The following is a 21,267-nucleotide window of genomic DNA, read 5'->3' as shown; positions in this document are numbered from 1 at the left end:
CCGAGGGTAGCGACCCGCGTGCACACAGGAGTTGCCCTGTGGAAAACAAATTCATGCAAGCGTGCTTGATTGTTTCTGCCCTCACTGCCATGCTCCCCCCATGGCCGACCCGACGCCCGTCATCGACGACCTGCGTGCCGAGAGCGAGGAACTCGACCTGCTCGTGGCCGAGTTGAGCGCCGAGCAGTGGGCACTGCCCACCCCCGCCCCCGGCTGGACCCTCGCCCACCAGATCGCCCACCTCGCCTGGACCGACCGTTCGGCCCTGCTCGCCGTCACCGACGCGGACGCCTTCCGGGCACTGGTCGAGAAGGCGCTCGCCGCCCCCGACTCCTTCGTGGACGAGGGCGCGGAGGAAGGCGCCCGGCTCGTGCCCGCCGAGCTGCTGTCGGCCTGGCGCGAGGGACGCACCGCCCTCGACCAGGCCCTGCGCGCCGCGCCGCCCGGCGCCCGTTTCCCCTGGTACGGCCCTCCGATGTCGGCCGCCTCCATGGCCACCGCCCGCCTCATGGAGACCTGGGCCCACGGCCTGGACATCGCCGACGCCCTGGGTGTGGTGCGCCCACCCACCGACCGGCTCAGGCATGTGGCCCGACTCGGGGTGCGGACACGCGACTTCGCCTACAGCGTCCACCAGCTGACCCCTCCCGCCGAAGAGTTCCGCGTCGAACTCGCCGCGCCGACGGGGGAGACGTGGGCATACGGCCCCGAGAACGCCCCGCAGCGCGTCACCGGCCCCGCCCTCGACTTCTGCCTCCTCGTCACCCAGCGCGCCCACCGCGCCGACCTCGGCCTGACCGCCGTGGGCCCGGACACCGACCGCTGGCTGGACATCGCCCAGGCCTTCGCGGGGCCGCCCGGCGGCGGCCGCCCGCCGAAGGAGGGCGAGCGGTGAACCCCCTGCGCATCGGCAACTTCTCCGGCTTCTACGGCGACCGCGCGAGCGCCCTGCGCGAAATGCTCACCGGCGGCGAACTCGACGTCCTCACCGGCGACTACCTCGCCGAACTCACCATGCTGATCCTCGCCCGCGACCGGCTCAAGGACCCCGGCGCCGGTTACGCCCGTACCTTCCCGCGCCGGCTGGAGGACTGCCTCGGCCTCGCCCATGAGCGCGGAGTGCAGATCGTCACCAACGCCGGAGGGCTCAATCCGGCCGGACTGGCCAGTGCCATAAGGGAGTTGGCCGACCGGCTCGGCATCCCGGTCACCGTCGCGCACGTCGAGGGCGACGACCTCACCGCCGCCCACCCCGGCACCCTGGCCGCCCACGCCTACCTCGGCGGCTTCGGCATCGCCGAGTGTCTGCAAGCCGGTGCGGACATCGTCGTCACCGGGCGCGTGACCGACGCGGCCCTGGTCACCGGGCCCGCCGCCGCCCACTTCGGGTGGGCGCGGACGGACTACGACCGGCTCGCGGGCGCCGTCGTCGCCGGGCACGTGCTGGAGTGCGGGACGCAGGCGACCGGCGGGAACTACGCCTTCTTCCAGGAGGGCGACGTCCGGCGGCCCGGGTTCCCGCTCGCCGAGATCCACGCCGACGGCAGCAGCGTGATCACCAAGCACCCCGGCACCGGCGGCCTGGTCGACGTCGGCACCGTCACCGCGCAGCTGCTGTACGAGACCGGCGGCGGGCGGTACGCCGGGCCCGACGTCACCGCCCGCCTGGACACCGTACGGCTGAGTCCGGACGGGGCGGACCGGGTGCGGATCGAGGGGGTGCGGGGCGAGGCACCGCCGCCGGACCTCAAAGTCGGGCTCAACCGGCTCGGCGGCTTCCGCAACGAGGTCGCCTTCGTCCTCACCGGGCTCGACATCGAGGCCAAGGCCGCGCTGGTGCGGGAGCAGCTCGACGACGCGCTCGCCACGTCGCCGCCCGCCGAGGTCCGTTGGGAGCTGGTGCGGACCGACCGGGACGACGCGGACACCGAGGAGACCGCCAGCGCCCTGCTGCGGCTCGTCGTACGGGACGCGGACGAGCGGGTCGTCGGGCGGGCGCTGAGCGGGGCCGCCGTGGAGCTGGCGCTGGCCAGCTACCCCGGGTTCCATGTGCTCTCGCCACCGGAAAAGGCCGCGCCCTATGGGGTCTTCGAGGATGGGTACGTCCCCCATGGCGCCGTCGACCATGTGGCCGTCCTCCACGACGGACGTCGTGTCCCTGTGGCGCCGCCCCAGGAGACCCGGCCCCTGGACGCCGTACCCGAACCGGCTCTGCCCGCGCCCCTGCCGCCCGGGCCGACCCGCCGCGCGCCCCTCGGGCTGGTCGTCGGCGCCCGCAGCGGGGACAAGGGCGGGAACGCCAACGTGGGGGTGTGGGCCCGCAGTGACGACGCCTGGCGGTGGCTCGCGCACGAGCTGACCGCCGAAAGGTTCCGGCAACTGATCCCCGAGAGCCGGGACCTGCCCGTCACCCGGCATCCGCTGCCGAACCTCCGCGCGGTCAACTTCGTCGTCGAGGGCATCCTCGGCGCCGGCGTCGCCGCCCGGCACCGTTTCGACCCGCAGGCCAAGGCCCTCGGCGAATGGCTGCGCTCCCGCCACCTGGACATCCCGGAGGCCCTGCTGTGACCACCCTGACCTCGGCCCTGGACCCGGCCGGCCCCGACCACCGGGCCAACCGCGAGGCCATGCTCGCCAAGCTCGCCGAACTGGACGCCGAGCACGCCAGGGCGCTCGCGGGCGGCGGCGAGAAGTACGTACAACGACACCGCCAGCGCGGCAAGTTGCTCGCACGAGAGCGGATCGAGCTGCTCCTCGACCCGGACACGCCCTTCCTGGAGCTGTCCCCGCTCGCCGCCTGGGGCAGCGACTACACGGTCGGCGCCTCGATCGTCACCGGCATCGGCGTGGTCGCGGGCGTGGAGTGCCTGATCACCGCGAACGACCCGACCGTGCGAGGCGGCGCGAGCAACCCGTGGAGCCTGAAGAAGGCCCTGCGGGCGAACGACATCGCGCTCGCCAACCGGCTGCCCTGCATCAGCCTGGTGGAGTCCGGCGGCGCCGACCTGCCGTCCCAGAAGGAGATCTTCATCCCGGGCGGCGCCATCTTCCGCGACCTCACGCGCCTGTCCGCCGCCGGCATCCCGACCGTCGCCGTCGTCTTCGGCAACTCGACGGCCGGCGGTGCGTACATCCCCGGCATGTCCGACCACGTGATCATGGTCAAGGAGCGGGCGAAGGTCTTTCTCGGCGGTCCGCCGCTGGTGAAGATGGCCACCGGCGAGGAGAGCGACGACGAGTCCCTGGGCGGCGCGGAGATGCACGCGCGCGTGTCGGGTCTGGCCGACTACCTCGCCGTCGACGAGCCGGACGCGCTGCGGCAGGCGCGGCGGGTCGTCGCCCGCCTCAACCACCGCAAGGCGTACCCGGATCCGGCGCCCGCCGAGCCGCCCAAGTACGACCAGGAAGAACTGCTGGGCATCGTCCCCGGCGATCTGAAGATCCCCTTCGACCCGCGCGAGGTCATCGCCCGGATCGTGGACGCCTCCGACTTCGACGAGTTCAAGCCGCTGTACGGGACCAGTCTGGTCACCGGCTGGGCCGCCCTGCACGGATATCCGGTCGGCATCCTCGCCAACGCCCAGGGGGTCCTGTTCAGCGCGGAGTCGCAGAAGGCCGCCCAGTTCATCCAGCTCGCCAACCAGCGCGACATCCCGCTGCTCTTCCTGCACAACACCACCGGCTACATGGTCGGCAAGGAGTACGAGCAGGGCGGGATCGTCAAACACGGCTCGATGATGATCAACGCGGTCAGCAACAGCAGGGTTCCGCACCTGTCCGTGCTCATGGGGGCGTCGTACGGGGCCGGGCACTACGGCATGTGCGGGCGCGCCTACGACCCCCGGTTCCTGTTCGCCTGGCCGAGCGCCAAGTCCGCCGTGATGGGGCCGCAGCAGCTCGCGGGCGTGCTGTCGATCGTCGCCCGCCAGTCGGCGGCGGCGAAGGGGCAGCCGTACGACGAGGACGCGGACGCCGCCCTGCGCGCGATGGTGGAGCAGCAGATCGAGTCCGAGTCGCTGCCGATGTTCCTGTCCGGGCGGCTGTACGACGACGGCGTCATCGACCCGCGCGACACCCGCACCGTCCTCGGCCTGTGCCTGTCCGCGATCCACACCGCGCCCTACGAGGGCGCGCGTGGCGGCTTCGGCGTCTTCCGGATGTGAGGGATTCCGTGATCTCTGCGATTTCGACACTGCTCGTCGCCAACCGGGGCGAGATCGCCTGCCGGATCTTCCGCACCTGCCGTGAGTTGGGAATCCGGACGGTCGCCGTGCACTCGGACGCGGACGAGAACGCGCTCCACGCGCGCGTGGCCGACACGGCGGTACGGCTGCCGGGCGCGGCGCCCGCCGAGACGTATCTGCGCGGCGACCTGATCGTGAAGGCGGCCCTCGACGCCGGCGCGGACGCCGTGCACCCCGGCTACGGCTTCCTCTCCGAGAACCCCGACTTCGCCCGCGCCGTGCGCGACGCCGGCCTGACCTGGATCGGCCCGCCCCCGGAGGCCATCGAGGCGATGGCCTCCAAGACCCGCGCGAAGGAGCTGATGGGTCTCGCGCCCCTCGACGCGGCGCAGGTCACGGAGGCCGAGCTGCCGGTACTGGTGAAGGCGGCCGCCGGGGGCGGGGGGCGCGGGATGCGGATCGTGCGCCGTCTGGAGGAGCTGAGCGCCGCACTGGAGGCCGCACGCGCCGAGGCCGCGAGCGCCTTCGGCGATGGCGAGGTCTTCATCGAGCCCTACCTGGAGCACGGCCGCCACGTCGAGGTGCAGATCCTCGCCGACACCCACGGCACGATCTGGCCCCTCGGCACCCGCGACTGCTCCCTCCAGCGCCGCCACCAGAAGGTCGTCGAGGAGGCCCCGGCGCCCGGCCTGTCCGAGGGGCTCACGCAGGACCTGTACGCGCTGGCCGTGCAGGCCGCGCGCGCCGTCGCCTACGGGGGCGCGGGCACCGTCGAGTTCCTCGTCGCCGACGGCCGCGCGCACTTCCTGGAGATGAACACCCGCCTCCAGGTCGAACACCCCGTGACCGAGGAGGTGTTCGGCATCGACCTGGTCGCCGAACAGATCCGGATCGCGGAGGGCGGGGCCCTCGAAAAGGACCCGCCACGCGCGCGTGGCCACGCGATCGAGGCCCGCCTGTACGCCGAGGACCCCGCCCACGACTGGGCCCCGCAGACCGGCACCCTGCACCACCTCGCCGTACCGGCCGGCGCCCGCCTGGACACCGGCTACACCGACGGCGACACCGTCGGCGTCCACTACGACCCGATGCTCGCGAAGGTCGTCGCCCACGCAGCCACCCGCGCGGAGGCGATCCGCAGGCTCGCCGGAGCACTGGAGCGCGCGGAGATCCACGGGCCGGCCACCAACCGCGCCCTGCTGGTCCGCTCCCTGCGCCACGAGGAGTTCACCGGCGGCCGCATGGACACCGGCTTCTACGACCGCCACCTCACCGCACTGACCGAGCCCGCCCCCGACCCGTACGCCCCCCTCGCCGCCGCCCTCGCCGCCGCCCACGGCCGCTCCCGCTTCGGCGGCTGGCGCAACCTGCCCTCACAGCCGCAGGTGAAGCGGTATGCGGTGGCGGGGGAGGAGCAGGAGGTCCGCTACTGGCACACGAGGGAAGGCCTGGCGGCGGACGGGGTACGCGTCGTGCATGCCGACGAGCGCGCGGTCGTACTCGAAGTGGACGGTGTGGAACGGAAGTTCGTGATCGCTCGCTACGGCGACGAGGTGTACGTGGGCACCACCCGCCTCACCGCCCTGCCCCGCTTCCCCGACCCCACCGCCCAGCTCGCCCCCGGTTCCCTGCTCGCGCCGATGCCGGGCACGGTCGTCCGCGTCGCAGAGGGCCTGGCGGAGGGGGCGGCGGTTCGGGCCGGCCAAGGCCTCATCTGGCTGGAGGCGATGAAGATGCAGCACCAGATCTCGGCGCCGGTCACCGGAACCCTGACCGCGCTGCACACCAGGACCGGCCAGCAGGTGGAACCCGGAACGTTGCTCGCCGTAGTGCAGGAAACCTCTTCTTAGGAGCCTCATGTCTCCCGTCATCGAAACCGAAGAGCACAAAGCCCTCCGCTCAGCGGTAGCCGCCCTCGGCAAGCGCTACGGACGCGACTACCTCGTCCAGGCGGTCGCCGCAGGAAAGCCCCCCACCGAACTCTGGTCCGAGGCAGGAAAACTCGGCTACCTCGGCGTCAACCTGCCGGAGGCGTACGGCGGCGGAGGCGGTGGCATCACCGAACTCTCCATAGTCCTCGAAGAGCTGGGTGCCGCAGGCTCGCCCCTGCTCATGCTCGTCGTGTCCCCGGCCATCTGCGGAACGGTCATCTCCCGCTTCGGCACCGAGGCCCAGAAACAGGCCTGGCTCCCCGGAGTCGCCGACGGCACCCGGCTCATGGCCTTCGGCATCACCGAACCCGACGCCGGCTCCAACTCCCACCGCATCACCACGACCGCGCGCAAGGACGGCACCGACTGGCTGCTCACCGGCCGCAAGGTCTTCATCTCCGGTGTCGACATCGCCGACGCCGTCCTCGTCGTCGGCCGCACCGAGGACGCCCGCACCGGACGCCTCAAGCCCTGCCTGTTCATCGTCCCGACGGACGCCGCGGGCTTCGACAAGCGCCCCATCGACATGGAACTGAGCGCGGCCGAGAAGCAGTTCGAGCTGGTCCTGGACGACGTACGGCTGCCCGCCGACGCGCTCGTCGGCGACGAGGACGCCGGTCTGCTGCAACTGTTCGCCGGACTCAACCCCGAGCGGATCATGACCGCCGCGTTCGCCATCGGGATGGGCCGGTACGCGCTCGCCAAGGCGATCGAGTACGCCCGCGACCGCACCGTCTGGAAGGCCCCCATCGGCGCCCACCAGGCCGTCGCGCACCCCCTGGCCCAGGCGCACATCGACCTGGAGCTGGCCCGGCTGATGATGCAGAAGGCGGCCCACCTCTACGACGCCGGCGACGACATGGGCGCGGGCGAGGCCGCCAACATGGCGAAGTACGCGGCCGGTGAGGCCTGTGTGAAGGCCGTCGACCAGGCCGTGCACACCCTCGGCGGCAACGGCCTCACGCGCGAGTTCGGCCTCGCCTCGCTGATAACGGCCGCGCGCGTGGCTCGTATCGCGCCGGTGAGCCGGGAGATGATTCTCAACTACGTCTCCCACCAGACGCTCGGCCTGCCCAAGTCGTACTGAGCCGGGCCGACCGAGCCGCCGCTTCCGCCTGGAGGAACCGTGTTCCGCAGCGAGTACGCAGACGTTCCGCCCGTAGAACTCCCCATCCACGAGGCCGTCCTGGGCCGGGCGGCCGAGTTCGGCGACCTGCCCGCGCTGATCGACGGCACGGACGGCACCACGCTCACGTACGAGCAGGTGGACCGGTTCCACCGGCGCGTCGCCGCCGGGCTCGCCGACGCCGGCGTGCGCAAGGGCGACGTCCTCGCCCTGCACAGCCCCAACACGATCGCCTTCCCGACCGCCTTCTACGCGGCCACGCGCGCGGGTGCCTCCGTCACCACGGTGCACCCGCTCGCCACGCCCGAGGAGTTCGCCAAACAGCTCCGCGACAGCGCCGCCCGCTGGATCGTCACCGTCTCGCCGCTGCTCGGCACCGCCCGCCGGGCCGCCGAACTCGCGAGCGGCGTACGGGAGATATTCGTCTGCGACCGCGCGAGCGGGCACCGCTCCCTGGCCGACATGCTCGCGACCACCGCCCCCGAGCCGCAGCCCGTCCTGGACCCGGCCGAGGACATCGCGGCCCTGCCGTACTCCTCCGGCACCACCGGCGTCCCCAAGGGCGTCATGCTCACCCACCGGCAGATCGCCACCAACCTCGCCCAGCTGGAGCCCGCCGTCCCGGCCGCCCCCGGCGACCGCATCCTCGCCGTCCTGCCGTTCTTCCACATCTACGGCCTCACCGCCCTGATGAACGCGCCGCTGCGCAAGGGCGCCACGGTCGTCGTACTGCCCCGCTTCGAGCTGGAGACCTTCCTCGCGGCCATCCAGAACCACCGCATCACCGGCCTGTACGTCGCCCCGCCGATCGTCCTCGCCCTCGCCAAGCACCCGGCGGTCGCCGACTACGACCTGTCCTCGCTGAAGTACGTCATCAGCGCCGCCGCCCCGCTGGACGCGCACCTCGCGCGCGCGTGCGCCGAGCGGCTCGGCCTGCCCCCGATCGGCCAGGCCTACGGCATGACGGAACTGTCCCCGGGCACGCACGTCGTACCCCTCGCCCGCCTGCACGACGCCCCCGCCGGCACCGTCGGCCGCCTCGTCGCCGGCACCGAGATGCGGATCGTCTCCCTGGACGACCCCGGCAAGGACCTCGCCGCCGGCGAGCCGGGCGAGATCCTGATCCGCGGCCCGCAGGTGATGAAGGGCTACCTCGGCCGCCCCGACGCCACCACCGCCATGATCGACGCCGACGGCTGGCTGCACACCGGAGACGTCGGGCACGTCGACGCGGACGGCTGGCTGTACGTCGTGGACCGGGTCAAGGAGCTCATCAAGTACAAGGGCTTCCAGGTGGCCCCCGCCGAGCTGGAGGCGCTGCTCCTCACCCACCCCGGCATCGCCGACGCCGCCGTCGTCGGCTCCTGCAACGAGGAGGGCAACGAGGTCCCGCACGCCTTCGTCGTCCGCCGGGCCGACGCCGCCGAAGACCTCACCGAGAACGAGATCATGCTGTACGTCGCCGAACGGGTCGCGCCCTACAAACGCGTCCGCCGGATCACCTTCCTCGACACCGTCCCGCGCGCGGCCTCCGGCAAGATCCTGCGCCGCGAACTGCGGGCCCTTTAGGGAGCACCCGTGAGCACACCGATCGGCCGCACGCGCACGCGTGGCGTCGAGACCCTCAGCCTCGACGCCAACGGCACCCGCAACGCGCTCTCCGCGGCCCTCGTCTCCGGCCTGGCGGGCGCGCTGGCCGACTGCGCCGCGGACGAGGACGTACGCGCCGTCGTCCTCACCCACAGCGGCAACACCTTCAGCGCGGGCGCCGACCTGCGCGACCCTCCCGACCCGGACGCCCTCGTCGGCCTGCTCCGGCAGATCGTGGAGCTGCCCAAACCGGTCGTCGCCCGGGTCACCGGGCATGTCCGCGCGGGCGGCCTCGGCCTGCTCGCCGCCTGCGACCTGGCCGCCGCGTCCGCCACGGCCACCTTCGCCTTCACCGAGGTCCGCATCGGGGTCGCCCCCGCGGTGATCTCCCTGCCGGTGATCCCGCGCACCGACCCCCGCGCCCTGGCCCGCTACTACCTCACCGGCGAGCGTTTCGACCCGGCCGAGGCCGTCCGCCTGGGCCTGCTCACCACGGCGGACGAGGACGTGGACGAGGCCCTGGCCCCGATCCTCGACGGCCTGCGCCGCTCCTCCCCCCAGGCCCTGGCCGAGACGAAACGGCTGCTCACGGCTAGGGTGCTGGAGACGTTCGACCGGGACGCGGCGGAGCTGACCGCGCTCTCGGCCCGGCTGTTCGCCTCCGGCCCGGCCCGGGAGGGGATGACGGCCTTCCTTCAGAAGCGGGACGCGGCATGGGTGGTGTGACCGGATGGGCATGACGGCGGAACGCGACCGCGCGCCCAAACAGGACCGCAGCCGGGCCACCCGGCAGCGGCTGCTGGAGGCCGCCGTGGCCTGCCTGGCCGAGCACGGCTGGGCGGGCTCCACCGTCTCCGTCGTCGCCGAACGCGCGGGTGTCTCCCGGGGCGCCGCCCAGCACCACTTCCCGACCCGGGAGGACCTGTTCACGGCGGCCGTCGAGTACGTCGCCGAGGAGCGCTCCACCGCGCTGCGGGAACTCTTCCCGGGCGGCGCCGCCGACGACCGCCGGGCCGTCGTCGCGGCCCTCGTCGGCCTCTACACCGGCCCCCTCTTCCGCGCCGCCCTGCACCTGTGGGTCGCCGCCTCCAACGAGGACCAGCTCCGCGCGCGCGTGACCGAGCTGGAGGCCCGCGTCGGCCGCGAGACCCACCGCATCGCCGTCGAACTGCTCGGCGCCGACGAGAGGCGCCCCGGCGTCCGGGAGACCGTCCAGGGCTTCCTGGACATGGCCCGCGGCCTCGGCCTCGCCAACCTCCTGACCGACGACACCGCCCGCCGCGACCGCGTCGTCGCCCAGTGGGCCGACCTGCTGGAGCGCGCGCTCGCCTGAGCCGGTGAAGCGTGAAGCGGGCCACATCCGTATCCCGTGCGGCGCAGTACTCTTGCCGCATGCTTCCGATGCTCGTTCGCCGTCGCCACGTGGACTTCGTGCGCGTCACGAGCATGGGCTGTCGCCTTTCGGCCTGATTCAGCCCCTTTCTTCTCCCTCTTCTTACGGCATCCTGGGCGCCGCCCTACCCTCGGCGGCCTGCCCGTGGCCCACACACCCCTGTGGACGCACCCATGACTTCGCACACCGCGACGAACCCGTCGTACGAACAGCTCCCGATCATCGACCTGTCGGCCGCCGACCGCGGCTCCCAGGCCCGGGACCTGCTCCACGCCCAACTGCACAGCGCCGCGCACGACGTCGGCTTCTTCCAGCTCGTCGGACACGGCGTGACCCGGGCCGAGACCGACGCGCTGCTCACCGCCATGCGCGCCTTCTTCGCCCTCCCCGAGGCCGACCGGCTCGCCCTCGACAACGTCAACTCCCCGCATTTCCGCGGCTACACCCGCACCGGCGACGAGCGCACCGCAGGCGCCCGCGACTGGCGCGACCAGCTCGACATCGGCGCCGAACGCCCCGCCCGCGTCCCAGGCGCGGGCGAGCCGCCGTACTGGTGGCTCCAGGGCCCCAACCAGTGGCCCGCCGCCCTGCCCGAGCTGCGCAGCGCCGCCCTGACCTGGATCGACAGGCTGAGTGCGGTCGCGGAGCGCCTCCTGCGTGAACTGCTGACGGCGATCGGCGCCCCGGCCGACTTCTACGCCCCGGCCTTCGGCGAGCACGCCCATCCGCACCTCAAGCTCGTCCGCTACCCCGGCAGCGCGGGCGACGGCACCGACCAGGGCGTCGGCGCCCACAAGGACTACGGCTTCCTGACCCTGCTCCTCCAGGACACGGTCGGCGGCCTCCAGGTCCAGCGCGAGGACGGCCTCTTCCACGACGTCCCGCCCGTCGAGGGCGCCTTCGTGGTCAACCTCGGCGAACTGCTGGAAGTGGCCACCAACGGCTACCTGGTGGCCACCAACCACCGCGTGGTCAGCCCGCCCGGAGCGACGGAACGCTTCTCGGTGCCGTTCTTCTACAACCCCCGCCTGGACGCGAGGATCCAGCCACTGCCCTTCCCGCACGCGGCAACGGCTCCCGGCATCACGACCGACCCCTCGAACCCGCTGTACGCCGAGTACGGCTACAACGAGCTCAAGGGCAAGCTGAGGGCACACCCGCTGGTGGCGGAGCGGCATCACGGGAAGCTGCTGACACCGGCGGCGTGAACCCCCTCAGGGGCACGGGGGCGTACCCCTCAGGTATGAGGTACGCCCCTCAGTGGGCGATGTCCGCGTACCCCTCGACGTCCTGCGGACTGCGCACCCCCGGCCCCACGTACCGCGCGGAAGGCCGCACCAGGCGACCCGTGCGCTTCTGCTCCAGGATGTGCGCCGACCAGCCGGCGGTGCGGGCACACGTGAACATCGACGTGAACATGTGGGCCGGCACCTCGGCGAAGTCCAGCATGATCGCCGCCCAGAACTCCACGTTGGTCGCCAGCACACGATCCGGGCGCCGGCTGTGCAGCTCGTCCAGCGCGGCCTTCTCCAGGGCCTCCGCGACCTCGAACCGCGGTGCCCCCAACTCCCGTGCCGTACGCCGCAGTACGCGCGCGCGTGGGTCCTCGGCCCGGTACACCCGGTGCCCGAAGCCCATCAGCCGCTCACCCCGGTCCAGGGCCCGCTTCACGTACCCCTCCGCGTCCCCGGTGCGCTCGATCTCCTCGATCATGCCGAGCACCCGGGACGGCGCGCCCCCGTGCAGCGGACCGGACATCGCGCCGACCGCCCCCGACAGCGCGGCGGCCACGTCCGCGCCGGTCGACGCGATCACCCGCGCCGTGAAGGTCGACGCGTTCATGCCGTGCTCGGCGGCGGAGGTCCAGTACGCGTCCACGGCCGCGACGTGCTTCGGGTCGGGCTCGCCCCGCCAGCGGATCATGAACCGCTCGACCACCGACTGCGCCTTGTCGATCTCCCGCTGCGGCACCATCGGCAGCCCCTGCCCGCGCGCGGACTGGGCGACGTACGACAGCGCCATCACGGCGGCCCGCGCGAGGTCGTCGCGGGCCTGGCGCTCGTCGATGTCGAGCAGCGGCCTCAGCCCCCACACCGGGGCGAGCATGGCGAGCGCCGCCTGCACGTCCACCCGGATGTCACCGGAGTGCACCGGGACCGGGAACGGCTCGGCGGGCGGCAGACCGGGGGTGAAGGCGCCGTCGACCAGCAGCCCCCACACGTTCCCGAACGAGACGTGCCCGACCAGGTCCTCGATGTCGACGCCCCGGTAGCGCAGGGCGCCGCCCTCCTTGTCCGGCTCGGCGATCTCCGTCTCGAACGCGACGACTCCCTCGAGTCCGGGTACGAAATCGGACATCAGGCGGCTCCTCGTGATGTGTCGGGGTGGTCACCCCGGTGATGCCCCGATCGGCCGGTGGTCACCCGGTGGTCACCCGTACGCAGGGCCCACCGGCGGGGAACCAGCACGATATCCCTCAGTGCCAGATATCGGGAGACCGAACGACACTGAGTGCCACGACTGTTCGAGACGTCTTCGGTGGCGGGTGCGGCAAGATGACCGCGTGACCGACCGCGAATTCCGCCTGGAGCCCCTCGACCCCGCCCTCGATCCCGCCGCCATGCGCAAGCAGTACCGGGTCTACGGCCTCGCCGAACAGGACCTCGCCTCGCATCCCATGGACCAGTTCACGCGCTGGTTCGAGGACGCCGCGCGCACGGCCCTGCACGGCACGCTCTACGAACCCAACGCCATGGTCGTCTCCACGGCGGACGCGACGGGCCGCCCCAGCTCACGCACGGTCCTGATGAAGCAGTACGACAGCGACGGCTTCGTCTTCTACACCAACTACGACTCCCGCAAGAGCCGTGACCTCGCGGAGAACCCGCACGTCTCGCTGCTCTTCCCCTGGCATCCGATCGCCCGCCAGGTCATCGTCACGGGCACCGCCCGCCGCACCGGCCGCGACGAGACCGCCGCCTACTTCCGCACCCGCCCGCACGGCTCCCAGCTGGGCGCCTGGGCCAGCACCCAGTCCGCGGTGATCGCCTCCCGCGCCGAACTGGTCACGGCCTACGCCGACCTCCAGGCCCGCTACCCCGAGGGCGAACAGGTCCCGGTCCCCCCGCACTGGGGCGGATTCCGCGTCGTCCCCGAGACGGTCGAGTTCTGGCAGGGCCGCGAGAACCGACTCCACGACCGCCTGCGCTACGTCTCCCGGCCGGACGGCACGTGGGCGGTGGAACGCCTCAGCCCCTGAGGAACGGGACGTCCCGCGCACGCGGACGCCCCGCGAACGCAGACGACCCGCGGGCTGGGTTCCTCCGAGGAGGAGCCGGCCGGACGTACCGGCAGCCCGCGGGTCGGGTGACTGCTTGGGATAGGCCGGCTGCGTGCTCGTATCGCACGCCGGTCCGGCACCGCACAGAGCGTGGTGACGGGCCGCTAGCCCGCAGCCACCTCACGCGTCCGGTATTCATACATCTGCCGAACCACCTCCCTTCTCGTGTGCTCCACACCATAAGAAGCCCTCGGGAGCCGTTCAACCCCTTTTTTCGTTACCGTCCGGCACATGACAACACTCGGCATCGGCCTGAGCATCGTCCCCGTCACCGGCGACGCCATGCTCGAACAGTGGCGGCACGTCCACAACGTGATCGTCCCGCCCGCCGCGATGTCCCCGGCGGACGCGCGGGACCGGCAGGAGCGGTACCGGCTGCGGAACGCCTACCTGGGAGACGTGCTCGTCGGCTGCTCCACCGTGCGCCCGCCGGGCGCGGAGGAGGGGGCGGCGACCGTCATCGCGCGCGTGCTGCCCGGTTTCCGGCGGCGGGGGTTCGGGACGGCCCTGTACGAGGACGGGCTCGCCCACGCGCGCGTGCTCGGCGCGAGCGTGATCGAGACGTGCGTGCTGGCGGTGAACGAGGACGGACTGCGCTTCGCCGCGCGGCGGGGGTTCGTGGAGACCGAGCGCTACGTGCTCGACGGGCAGCGCGACGAGTGGGTGGACCTGCGGTGGAGCGTGGGTTGAAACTCGGGGAGTTTGCGGGAACAGGATGTGGGCTGTGTCACGTTCCAGTTGAATGAGGGCCAGTGAGCGAACCGCGCGCCGTACGGGCGCCGACGCAAGCCTCCAGGGGGTCCAGGTGAGTGCTTCCCGGCGGAGTGGGACCACCGACGAGCTGGGACCGGACGAGCCGGATGAACCGGGCGGGCCGGGCCCCTCCGGTGAGCCCGGTGAGTCAGGAGAGCCCGGTGAGTTCGGGGGTTCCGATCTGCTCGCCGCGCTGCTCGACGGCATGGACGCGGCGCTGTGCGCCTTCGACGCCGACGGGGTCGTCACGCACTGGAACCGGGAGGCCGAGCGGATCCTCGGCTGGACGGCCGCCGAGGCGGTCGGGCGGCACGGCTTCGCGGGCTGGGCGGTGCGCAGCGCCGACGCCGAGGAGGTCCAGTCCCGGCTGATGTCGGCCATGCACGCGGCGGGCCGGCAGGTGCACGAGTTCGCCCTGGTGACCAAGGACGGCGGGCGGGTGCTGGTGCGCACGCAGTCCGCCGCCGTACGCGGCCCCGACGGCAAGCCCGCCGGTCTGTACTGCGCGTTCAGCGAGGTGCACGCGCAGATCGATCTGGAGCGGTCGATCGCGCTCAGCGAGGCCCTGTTCGAGAACGCGGCATGGGGCGTCGTCCTCATCGACGCCGATCTGCGGCCCGCCGTCGTCAACGCGCACGCGGCCCGCGCGCTCGGCGTCGGCCGCACGTCCGTGCTCGGCAGGCCCCTCGGCGAACTGCTCGCCCAGGGCGTCGAGGAGCTGGAGGCCGCGCTCACCCACGTCCTGTCCGAGGGCGCGCCGCCCGCGCCCGCCGACATGTGGTTGGCCCTGCGCACCGCGGAGGGCGAGCGGCGGCGGTGCTGGCGCAGCGGCTTCGTACGGCTGGCCTCGCCGCTCGCGGAGGAACCGGTGCCGCTCGGCGTGGGCTGGCTGTTCCAGGACGTCACCGAGGCCAAGCAGGGCGAGCAGGAGGCGTCCCTGCTGCGGTTCCGCGCCAACCAGCTGCACCGCGCGGGCCACGCCGCCGCCGAGTGCGAGGACCCGGCCGAGGCGGTCACCGTCCACCTGGACTTCGCGCTCGCCGGCTTCGCCGACCACGCCCTGATCGACCGCGTGGCCCACCCCTCGCGCGCCGCCGGCGAAGGCGGGCAGGAGGGTGCCGTGCGGCTGGTGCGGCTGGCCGCGACGCCCGCCGGGGCGCCGGGGCCGAGCATGCTCACCGGCGCGGCAGGGCTGCCCGTGCGCTACGCCGCCGGGCATCCGGCCGTGCAGTGCGTGGAGCGGGCCGGCTCCGTGCGCGCGGACGCCGGGTCGGTCCCGGCGGAGCTGGCGCGGCAGTGGGCGCTGGCCCGGCAGTGGCCCGACGACGCGGTGCACGCCCTGTGCGCGGTGCTGCGCAGCCGGGGCCGCACCCTCGGCGTCGTGACCTTCCTGCGCGGCTGCGGCCGCGCCCCCTTCGAGCGGTCCGACACGGCCTACGCCGAGGACGTGGCCGTACGCATGGCGGCCGCGCTGGACCTGGCGGACGCCGCACACGGCTCGTAGGCGATCACTTCCGTTCGGTCCCCCCGGCTCAGTGCCGGTAGAAGATCCGGTCGCCGTACTCCCGCATCACCCGGCCGTTCCACTCGTGTCCGCCGTCGACGTTGCCCGAGCGCAGCAGCGGCGGCTCGATGCCGCGCTCGGCGAGGGCGGCGGCGGCGGTCGCCATGACGGCCTGCATCAGCGCGGTGGTGACCACCGTGGAGGCGGGCGCGAAGGGCGCCGGGATGGTGTCGAGGGTGAGTTCGGCGTCGCCGACGGCGATCTTCGAGTCGAGGACGAGGTCGCAGTGGTCCTTCAGGAAGGTGCCCGAGACGTGCCGGGACGTCGTCTGGGCGGCGTACACGACCGACGTCACGCCGATGACCTTCACGCCGAGCGCGCGGGCGTTCAGCGCCATCTCGACGGGCAGGGCGTTGCGGCCGGACAGGGAGATGATCACCAGGGCGTCGCCGGCCCGGACCGGCGAGGTGTCGAGCACGGCGCTCGCGAGGCCGTCGACGCGTTCGAGGGCGGAGCCGAGGGTGGCCGGGGTGACGTCGACGCCCACGACACCGGGCACGGCCAGCAGGTTCATCAGGGCGAGACCGCCGGCGCGGTAGACGACGTCCTGGGCGGCCAGCGAGGAGTGCCCGGCGCCGAAGGCGAACAGGCGGCCGCCGGCCTCGACGGTGTCGGCGAGCAGGGTGCCGGCCGCCCTGATCGGCTCGGCCTCCTCCTCGCGGACCCGTTGCAGCAGGTTGATGGCGGCGTCGAAGAACAGGTCGGCAGGCGTGCCGTCGCTCATGCGGTGCCCCTTCGCAGCGTCTGTGTCGCGGATCACCGTGCGGTCTGGACCAGTGCGGTGTCAATACGGCCGGGAGCGAGCGCCCCGAAGGGGTTCGGCCCCTCGTTTTCCCGGTGCTCCCCGCTTGTCAGTGGGATCCGGCAGAATTGGTGCCAGGGCCAGCGCACGCGCCGGGCTTCGGGCAGAGGTTTCCGGCAGAGGTAATCGAGGGGCACGTATGTCCGGACTGATCGACACCACGGAGATGTATCTCCGCACCATCCTCGAACTCGAAGAGGAAGGCGTCGTGCCCATGCGAGCCCGCATCGCGGAGCGGCTCGACCAGAGCGGGCCGACGGTGAGCCAGACGGTGGCACGCATGGAGCGCGACGGCCTGGTGTCCGTCGCCAGCGACCGCCACCTGGAGCTCACGGACGAGGGCAGACGGCTCGCCACGCGCGTGATGCGCAAGCACCGGCTGGCCGAGTGCCTCCTCGTCGACGTGATCGGCCTGGAGTGGGAGCAGGTCCACGCCGAGGCGTGCCGCTGGGAGCACGTGATGAGCGAGGCCGTGGAGCGCCGCGTCCTGGAGCTGCTGCGGCACCCGACCGAGTCGCCGTACGGCAACCCGATCCCGGGCCTGGAGGAGCTGGGCGAGAAGGACGGCGCCGACCCGTTCCTGGACGAGAGCATGGTCTCGCTGGCCGACCTCGACGCGGGCGCGGACGGCAAGACGGTCGTCGTCCGCCGGATCGGCGAGCCGATCCAGACGGACGCCCAGCTGATGTACACGCTGCGGCGCGCGGGCGTGCAGCCCGGCTCCGTGGTGAGCGTGACCGAGTCGGCCGGCGGTGTGCTGGTGGGCAGCGGCGGTGAGGCGGCCGAGCTGGAGGCGGACGTCGCCTCCCATGTGTTCGTCGCCAAGCGCTGACAAGCGAAGGGCCCCGGCGCCTTGCGGCGCCGGGGCCTGTCCTCCCCTGTGCTGACCCGGAGCCCCGAGCTCTCAGGGTCATCCCCCTCGGACCGTTTTTCCCCGAGCGGTCCGCCTCCCGCCAGAAAGATCCCCTGGGCGGCGGCGATCATTCCTGGAGGGGTGTCACTCGAATGAGGGGTGTTGTCCGCGGAAACAGATCTTTCGAATAGGCATTCGATAATCTGGGGCGGCACGACGCGACGACGAGCACGACAGCGACAGCGGCGAGTACGAGCGAGTACGGCAGTACACCGGTACGAGGCAGGCGGAGCTGGGGGGTGCCAAGCCCATGGCGCGACGTATCGACGTGACGGGAGCGGGCGGGGTGCACCTGGCCGCCTGGGAGTTCGCCGACCCTCCCAAGAGGGACGCGGCCGCCGGTGACCGCCCGGCTGCGGATCCCGGCGCTCCGGGCGTGCTCCTGCTCCACGGGCTGATGGGCCGCGCCTCGCACTGGGCCTCGACCGCCCGCTGGCTCGCCGCCCGGCACCACGCGGTCGCCCTCGACCAGCGCGGCCACGGCCAGAGCGACAAGCCCGCGCAGGCCGCGTACACCCGCGAGGCCTATGTCGAGGACGCCGAGGCCGCCCTCGAACAGCTCGGCCTCGCCCCCGCCGTCCTCGTCGGCCACGCCATGGGCGCGCTGACCGCCTGGCAGCTCGCTGCGAAACGCCCCGACCTCGTGCGCGGCCTGATCATCTGCGACATGCGGGCCTCCGCGCTCGGCGCGGCCTCGCAGCGCGAGTGGGCCGAGTGGTTCCGCTCCTGGCCCGTCCCCTTCGCCACGCTCGCCGACGTCCGCAAGTGGTTCGGCGAGGACGACCCCTGGGTGGAGCGCCCGAACCCCGCGCGCGGCGCGTTCTACGCCGAGGTCATGCACGAGTCGGCCGACGGCTGGCGCCCCGTCTTCGAGCCGGAGCAGATGCTCGACTCCCGCGAGACGTGGGTGTACGACGCCCACTGGGAGGAGCTGGCCCAGGTCCGGTGCCCCGCGCTGGTCGTCCGCGGCCTGGACGGTGAGCTGGGCCGGGCGGAGGCGCAGGAGATGGTGCGGGTGCTGCCCCGGGGGAAGTACGCGGAGGTGACGGACGCGGGGCACCTGGCCCACTACGACCGGCCGGCGGCTTGGCGGGCGGCTGTGCTGCCGTTTCTCGACGGCTTGCTGGGAGATTGAGTTGCTACGCGTCTGCCGGGCTGGTGCTTCGCCGGCACGTGCGCGTGGGTGGTGGGTTCTCGCGCAGTTCCCCGCGCCCCTTGGGCACGTTGATGCTCGCCGGCCCAAGGGACGCGGGGAACTGCGCGACAAGCCACGGACTACCCGCACCCGCCGACGAAACGGAAACCCGGCAGACGCGTGGGCGAACGGCTACCGGTCCCTGCCGCACGCGTACGCCAGCGGGGAGATCAGCTCCTCCGCGTCCGGGAGCCATCGGTTCGCCGGGGTCGGGCGGCAGGCCCACTGGACGGCGCCGCGGGAGCCGAAGCGGGTCGGCGGGGCGGCGACGTAGGAGCCCTCGCCCAGGGTCACGAGGTCGAGGGACGACAGCGACCAGCCGAGCTTGCGCACCAGCTCCGGCACCTTCGCGCAGCCGCCCGGCAGCACGAAGAACTGCATCCGCCGGTCCGGCGCCAACGCCACAGGACCCAGCGTCAGTTGCATCCGCTCCATCCGGGCCAGCGCCAGGAACCCCGCGCTCTCCGGGACGGACAGCGCGTCGAAGGTCCGTCCCGTCGGCAGCAGGATCGACGCGGTCGGCTGCTTCTGCCACATCCGGCGCGCGACGGTCGCACTGCCGGTCGCCTGGGTCGCCCAGTCGGGGCGCGCGGGGTGCGCACCCGGCGCAGAGCAGGAGACGTCGCCGCACGAGCAGTGCTGCCGCCCGTCGGCGGCTTCCAGCCAGGTGCCGGGGAACACGTCCCAGTGCCGCTCCTCGGCGTACCGTACGGCGGTCTCCAGCAGCGTTTCCCCGCGCTGCTGCGGAATCTGACCGGTCATCTGACTGTGCTGGGCGCCCGCGATCGTCTCTTCCACGCTCCTCTCAACTCCCGCGCCCACCTGGAGTTACGGCCGTACCGCGCGCGGGGGAGGAGCATCGATTCCGCAGCCGGGGCGCATGGGTGCACGTCCGGGGGCGCGTGGGGGGAAGCGGGGCGTGGGGTGGGTAGCCAGGGAGGGGGTTGGCAACCGTCTTTACCCCGGCAAACCGCACATGTCGCGCATTGACGGTATGTCAGCTGGGCAGTGATCTTTCCGAACGGATCGACTCGGCCGGATCTTTGCTCCAGGGGATCGCAACGCATCACAGGGGGTTGTACATGGCCGCAAGGCCTCTCGTGGCGAGGCAGCCGAACGAACGGCTGCAGGCACTCATCCAGGAAGCGGGGTGCTCGAACGCCGGGCTGGCCCGGCGGGTCAACATGTGCGGGGCGGAGCACGGACTCGACCTGCGCTACGACAAGACGTCCGTGGCCCGCTGGCTGCGCGGCCAGCAGCCGCGGGGCCGGGCCCCGGCCATCATCGCGGAGGCGCTCGGGCGCAAGCTCGGCCGTACGGTCACGATCGACGAGATCGGCATGGCCAACGGCAAGAACCTCGCCTCGGGAGTCGGTCTCCAGTTCTCGCCGACGGTACTGGGGGCCATCGAGCAGGTCTGCGAGCTGTGGCGCAGCGACGTGGGGCGCCGGGACTTCCTGTCCGGCTCCTCCGTCGCCGCCTCCGCGCTGGTCGAGCCCAGCCGTGACTGGCTGATCTCGGCGCCGGACTCCCAGGTGGCCCGGCAGGCGGGCCCGAGAGTCGGCCAGGCCGACGTCGCCGCCGTACGGTCCATGACGCAGGCGCTGACCGACCTGGACCACCAGTTCGGCAGCGGGCACGTCCGGCCGGTCGTCGTGCACTACCTCAACAGCGTCGTCTCCGGGCTGCTCGCGGGCTCCTACCGGGAGGCGGTCGGACGTGAACTCTTCGCCGCCGTCGCCCGGTTGACCGAGCTGGCCGGCTACATGGCGGTGGACACCGGCCAACCCGGGCTGGCCCAGCGGTACTACATCCAGTCGCTGCGGCTCGCCCAGGCCGCCGGGGACCGCGGCTACGGCGGCTACGTGCTCGCCGCGTCCATGAGCCACCTCGCCGCGCAGCTCGGAAACCCGCGCGAGATCTCCCAGTTGGCGCGGGCGGCGCAGGAGGGCGCGCGCGGGCAGGTGACGCCGCGGGTGGAGGCGATGTTCCACGCGGCCGAGGCGCGCGGGCACGCCCTGCTCGGCGACGCGCGCGCGGCGCAGACGGCCACCGGGCGCGCGGTCACGGCGATGGAGCAGGCCGACGACTCATCCGGGGACGACCCGGCCTGGATCCGGCACTTCGACGAGGCGTATCTGGCCGACGAGTTGGCGCACTGCCACCGCGACCTCGGCCAGGCCGAGCAGGCGGCCCGATACGCCGAGCAGTCGCTGGCCGGGCATCCCGAGCACCGGGCCCGCCGGCGCGCCATCGGCTATGTGCTGCTCGCCACGGCCCAGGTGCAGCAGCGCGAGATCGAACAGGCCTGCACCACCGGACTGAAGGCGGTCGAGCTGCTCCAGTCGCTGCGCTCCAACCGGGGCGCCGAGTACCTGGAGGATCTCCAGCAGCGGCTGGAGCCGTTCGGGGAGGAGGCGGTGGTAAGGGAGTTCGGGGCGCGTCTCGATCTCCAGCAGGCCGCCTGAACACCGGC

Annotated in this window: 18 protein-coding genes; 15 read left to right on the top strand and 3 right to left on the bottom strand. The window is 72.7% G+C overall.

Annotated elements, in window-relative coordinates:
• Window positions 1-100 precede the first annotated feature (100 nt).
• The 9 genes from ACFC8N_RS08955 to ACFC8N_RS08915 all read left to right on the top strand — a co-directional run bounded on the left by ACFC8N_RS08955 (window position 101) and on the right by ACFC8N_RS08915 (window position 11,432).
• Complete coding sequence (locus ACFC8N_RS08955; RefSeq protein WP_362816759.1) at window positions 101-895, top strand: TIGR03084 family metal-binding protein; 795 nt, start codon at window positions 101-103, stop codon at window positions 893-895.
• Window positions 892-2,568, top strand: coding sequence for an acyclic terpene utilization AtuA family protein (locus tag ACFC8N_RS08950; RefSeq protein ID WP_376287589.1), 1,677 nt, complete (start codon window positions 892-894; stop codon window positions 2,566-2,568). Before ACFC8N_RS08955 ends, ACFC8N_RS08950 begins: the two co-directional genes overlap by 4 nt.
• Window positions 2,565-4,163 carry an acyl-CoA carboxylase subunit beta gene (locus ACFC8N_RS08945; RefSeq protein ID WP_376287587.1) on the top strand — a complete coding sequence of 533 codons (1,599 nt, stop codon included), beginning with the start codon at window positions 2,565-2,567 and terminating at the stop codon, window positions 4,161-4,163. The genes ACFC8N_RS08950 and ACFC8N_RS08945 overlap by 4 nt, the downstream gene beginning before the upstream one ends.
• An 8-nt stretch (window positions 4,164-4,171) precedes the next feature.
• The gene (locus ACFC8N_RS08940; RefSeq protein WP_376287585.1) at window positions 4,172-6,034 is read left to right on the top strand and encodes an acetyl/propionyl/methylcrotonyl-CoA carboxylase subunit alpha; all 1,863 of its coding nucleotides are present in this window, start codon (window positions 4,172-4,174) and stop codon (window positions 6,032-6,034) included.
• A gap of 7 nt (window positions 6,035-6,041) precedes the next feature.
• On the top strand, window positions 6,042-7,202 hold the full coding sequence (locus tag ACFC8N_RS08935) for an acyl-CoA dehydrogenase family protein (protein ID WP_376287584.1): 1,161 nt from the start codon (window positions 6,042-6,044) through the stop codon (window positions 7,200-7,202).
• Between the two features lie 39 nt (window positions 7,203-7,241).
• Complete coding sequence (locus ACFC8N_RS08930) at window positions 7,242-8,810, top strand: 4-coumarate--CoA ligase family protein (RefSeq protein WP_376287582.1); 1,569 nt, start codon at window positions 7,242-7,244, stop codon at window positions 8,808-8,810.
• 9 nt (window positions 8,811-8,819) lie between these two features.
• Complete coding sequence (locus tag ACFC8N_RS08925) at window positions 8,820-9,557, top strand: enoyl-CoA hydratase family protein (protein ID WP_356020144.1); 738 nt, start codon at window positions 8,820-8,822, stop codon at window positions 9,555-9,557.
• A gap of 10 nt (window positions 9,558-9,567) precedes the next feature.
• On the top strand, window positions 9,568-10,164 hold the full coding sequence (locus ACFC8N_RS08920) for a TetR/AcrR family transcriptional regulator (RefSeq protein WP_376287580.1): 597 nt from the start codon (window positions 9,568-9,570) through the stop codon (window positions 10,162-10,164).
• Window positions 10,165-10,397: 233 nt separating this feature from the next.
• Window positions 10,398-11,432: an isopenicillin N synthase family dioxygenase gene (locus tag ACFC8N_RS08915; protein WP_376287578.1), complete on the top strand. Its 1,035-nt coding sequence runs from the start codon at window positions 10,398-10,400 to the stop codon at window positions 11,430-11,432.
• Window positions 11,433-11,481: 49 nt separating this feature from the next.
• Here ACFC8N_RS08915 and ACFC8N_RS08910 read toward each other — a convergent pair whose 3' ends face one another.
• Window positions 11,482-12,582 carry a citrate synthase 2 gene (locus ACFC8N_RS08910; protein ID WP_356020138.1) on the bottom strand — a complete coding sequence of 367 codons (1,101 nt, stop codon included), beginning with the start codon at window positions 12,580-12,582 and terminating at the stop codon, window positions 11,482-11,484.
• A gap of 262 nt (window positions 12,583-12,844) precedes the next feature.
• On the opposite strand from ACFC8N_RS08910, the gene pdxH reads away from it, so the two are divergent.
• The 3 genes from pdxH (at window position 12,845) to ACFC8N_RS08895 (ending at window position 15,821) form a co-directional block, all read left to right on the top strand.
• Complete coding sequence (gene pdxH, locus ACFC8N_RS08905) at window positions 12,845-13,483, top strand: pyridoxamine 5'-phosphate oxidase (protein WP_376287746.1); 639 nt, start codon at window positions 12,845-12,847, stop codon at window positions 13,481-13,483.
• Window positions 13,484-13,795: 312 nt separating this feature from the next.
• On the top strand, window positions 13,796-14,254 hold the full coding sequence (locus tag ACFC8N_RS08900) for a GNAT family N-acetyltransferase (protein WP_356020133.1): 459 nt from the start codon (window positions 13,796-13,798) through the stop codon (window positions 14,252-14,254).
• A 115-nt stretch (window positions 14,255-14,369) separates the two neighbouring features.
• Complete coding sequence (locus tag ACFC8N_RS08895; protein WP_362816742.1) at window positions 14,370-15,821, top strand: PAS domain-containing protein; 1,452 nt, start codon at window positions 14,370-14,372, stop codon at window positions 15,819-15,821.
• A gap of 28 nt (window positions 15,822-15,849) precedes the next feature.
• On the opposite strand, the gene ACFC8N_RS08890 is transcribed toward ACFC8N_RS08895, so the two are convergent.
• The gene (locus ACFC8N_RS08890) at window positions 15,850-16,605 is read right to left on the bottom strand and encodes an SIS domain-containing protein (RefSeq protein ID WP_376287575.1); all 756 of its coding nucleotides are present in this window, start codon (window positions 16,603-16,605) and stop codon (window positions 15,850-15,852) included.
• A 217-nt stretch (window positions 16,606-16,822) separates the two neighbouring features.
• Between ACFC8N_RS08890 and ACFC8N_RS08885 the strand changes: the two genes are divergently transcribed.
• Window positions 16,823-17,515 carry a metal-dependent transcriptional regulator gene (locus tag ACFC8N_RS08885; RefSeq protein WP_055710351.1) on the top strand — a complete coding sequence of 231 codons (693 nt, stop codon included), beginning with the start codon at window positions 16,823-16,825 and terminating at the stop codon, window positions 17,513-17,515.
• 331 nt (window positions 17,516-17,846) lie between these two features.
• Window positions 17,847-18,731 carry an alpha/beta hydrolase gene (locus ACFC8N_RS08880; protein ID WP_362816739.1) on the top strand — a complete coding sequence of 295 codons (885 nt, stop codon included), beginning with the start codon at window positions 17,847-17,849 and terminating at the stop codon, window positions 18,729-18,731.
• Window positions 18,732-18,923: 192 nt separating this feature from the next.
• Here ACFC8N_RS08880 and ACFC8N_RS08875 read toward each other — a convergent pair whose 3' ends face one another.
• The gene (locus tag ACFC8N_RS08875) at window positions 18,924-19,589 is read right to left on the bottom strand and encodes a bifunctional DNA primase/polymerase (protein ID WP_356020125.1); all 666 of its coding nucleotides are present in this window, start codon (window positions 19,587-19,589) and stop codon (window positions 18,924-18,926) included.
• A 284-nt stretch (window positions 19,590-19,873) separates the two neighbouring features.
• Between ACFC8N_RS08875 and ACFC8N_RS08870 the strand changes: the two genes are divergently transcribed.
• Complete coding sequence (locus ACFC8N_RS08870; RefSeq protein WP_356020123.1) at window positions 19,874-21,259, top strand: transcriptional regulator; 1,386 nt, start codon at window positions 19,874-19,876, stop codon at window positions 21,257-21,259.
• Window positions 21,260-21,267 lie beyond the last annotated feature (8 nt).

The sequence above is a fragment of the Streptomyces sp. NPDC055966 genome (genome assembly GCF_042269865.1).
Classification (GTDB): domain Bacteria; phylum Actinomycetota; class Actinomycetes; order Streptomycetales; family Streptomycetaceae; genus Streptomyces.
Note: the sequence above shows the minus strand (reverse complement) of the source record. Positions and strands in the feature narration are given on the sequence as shown.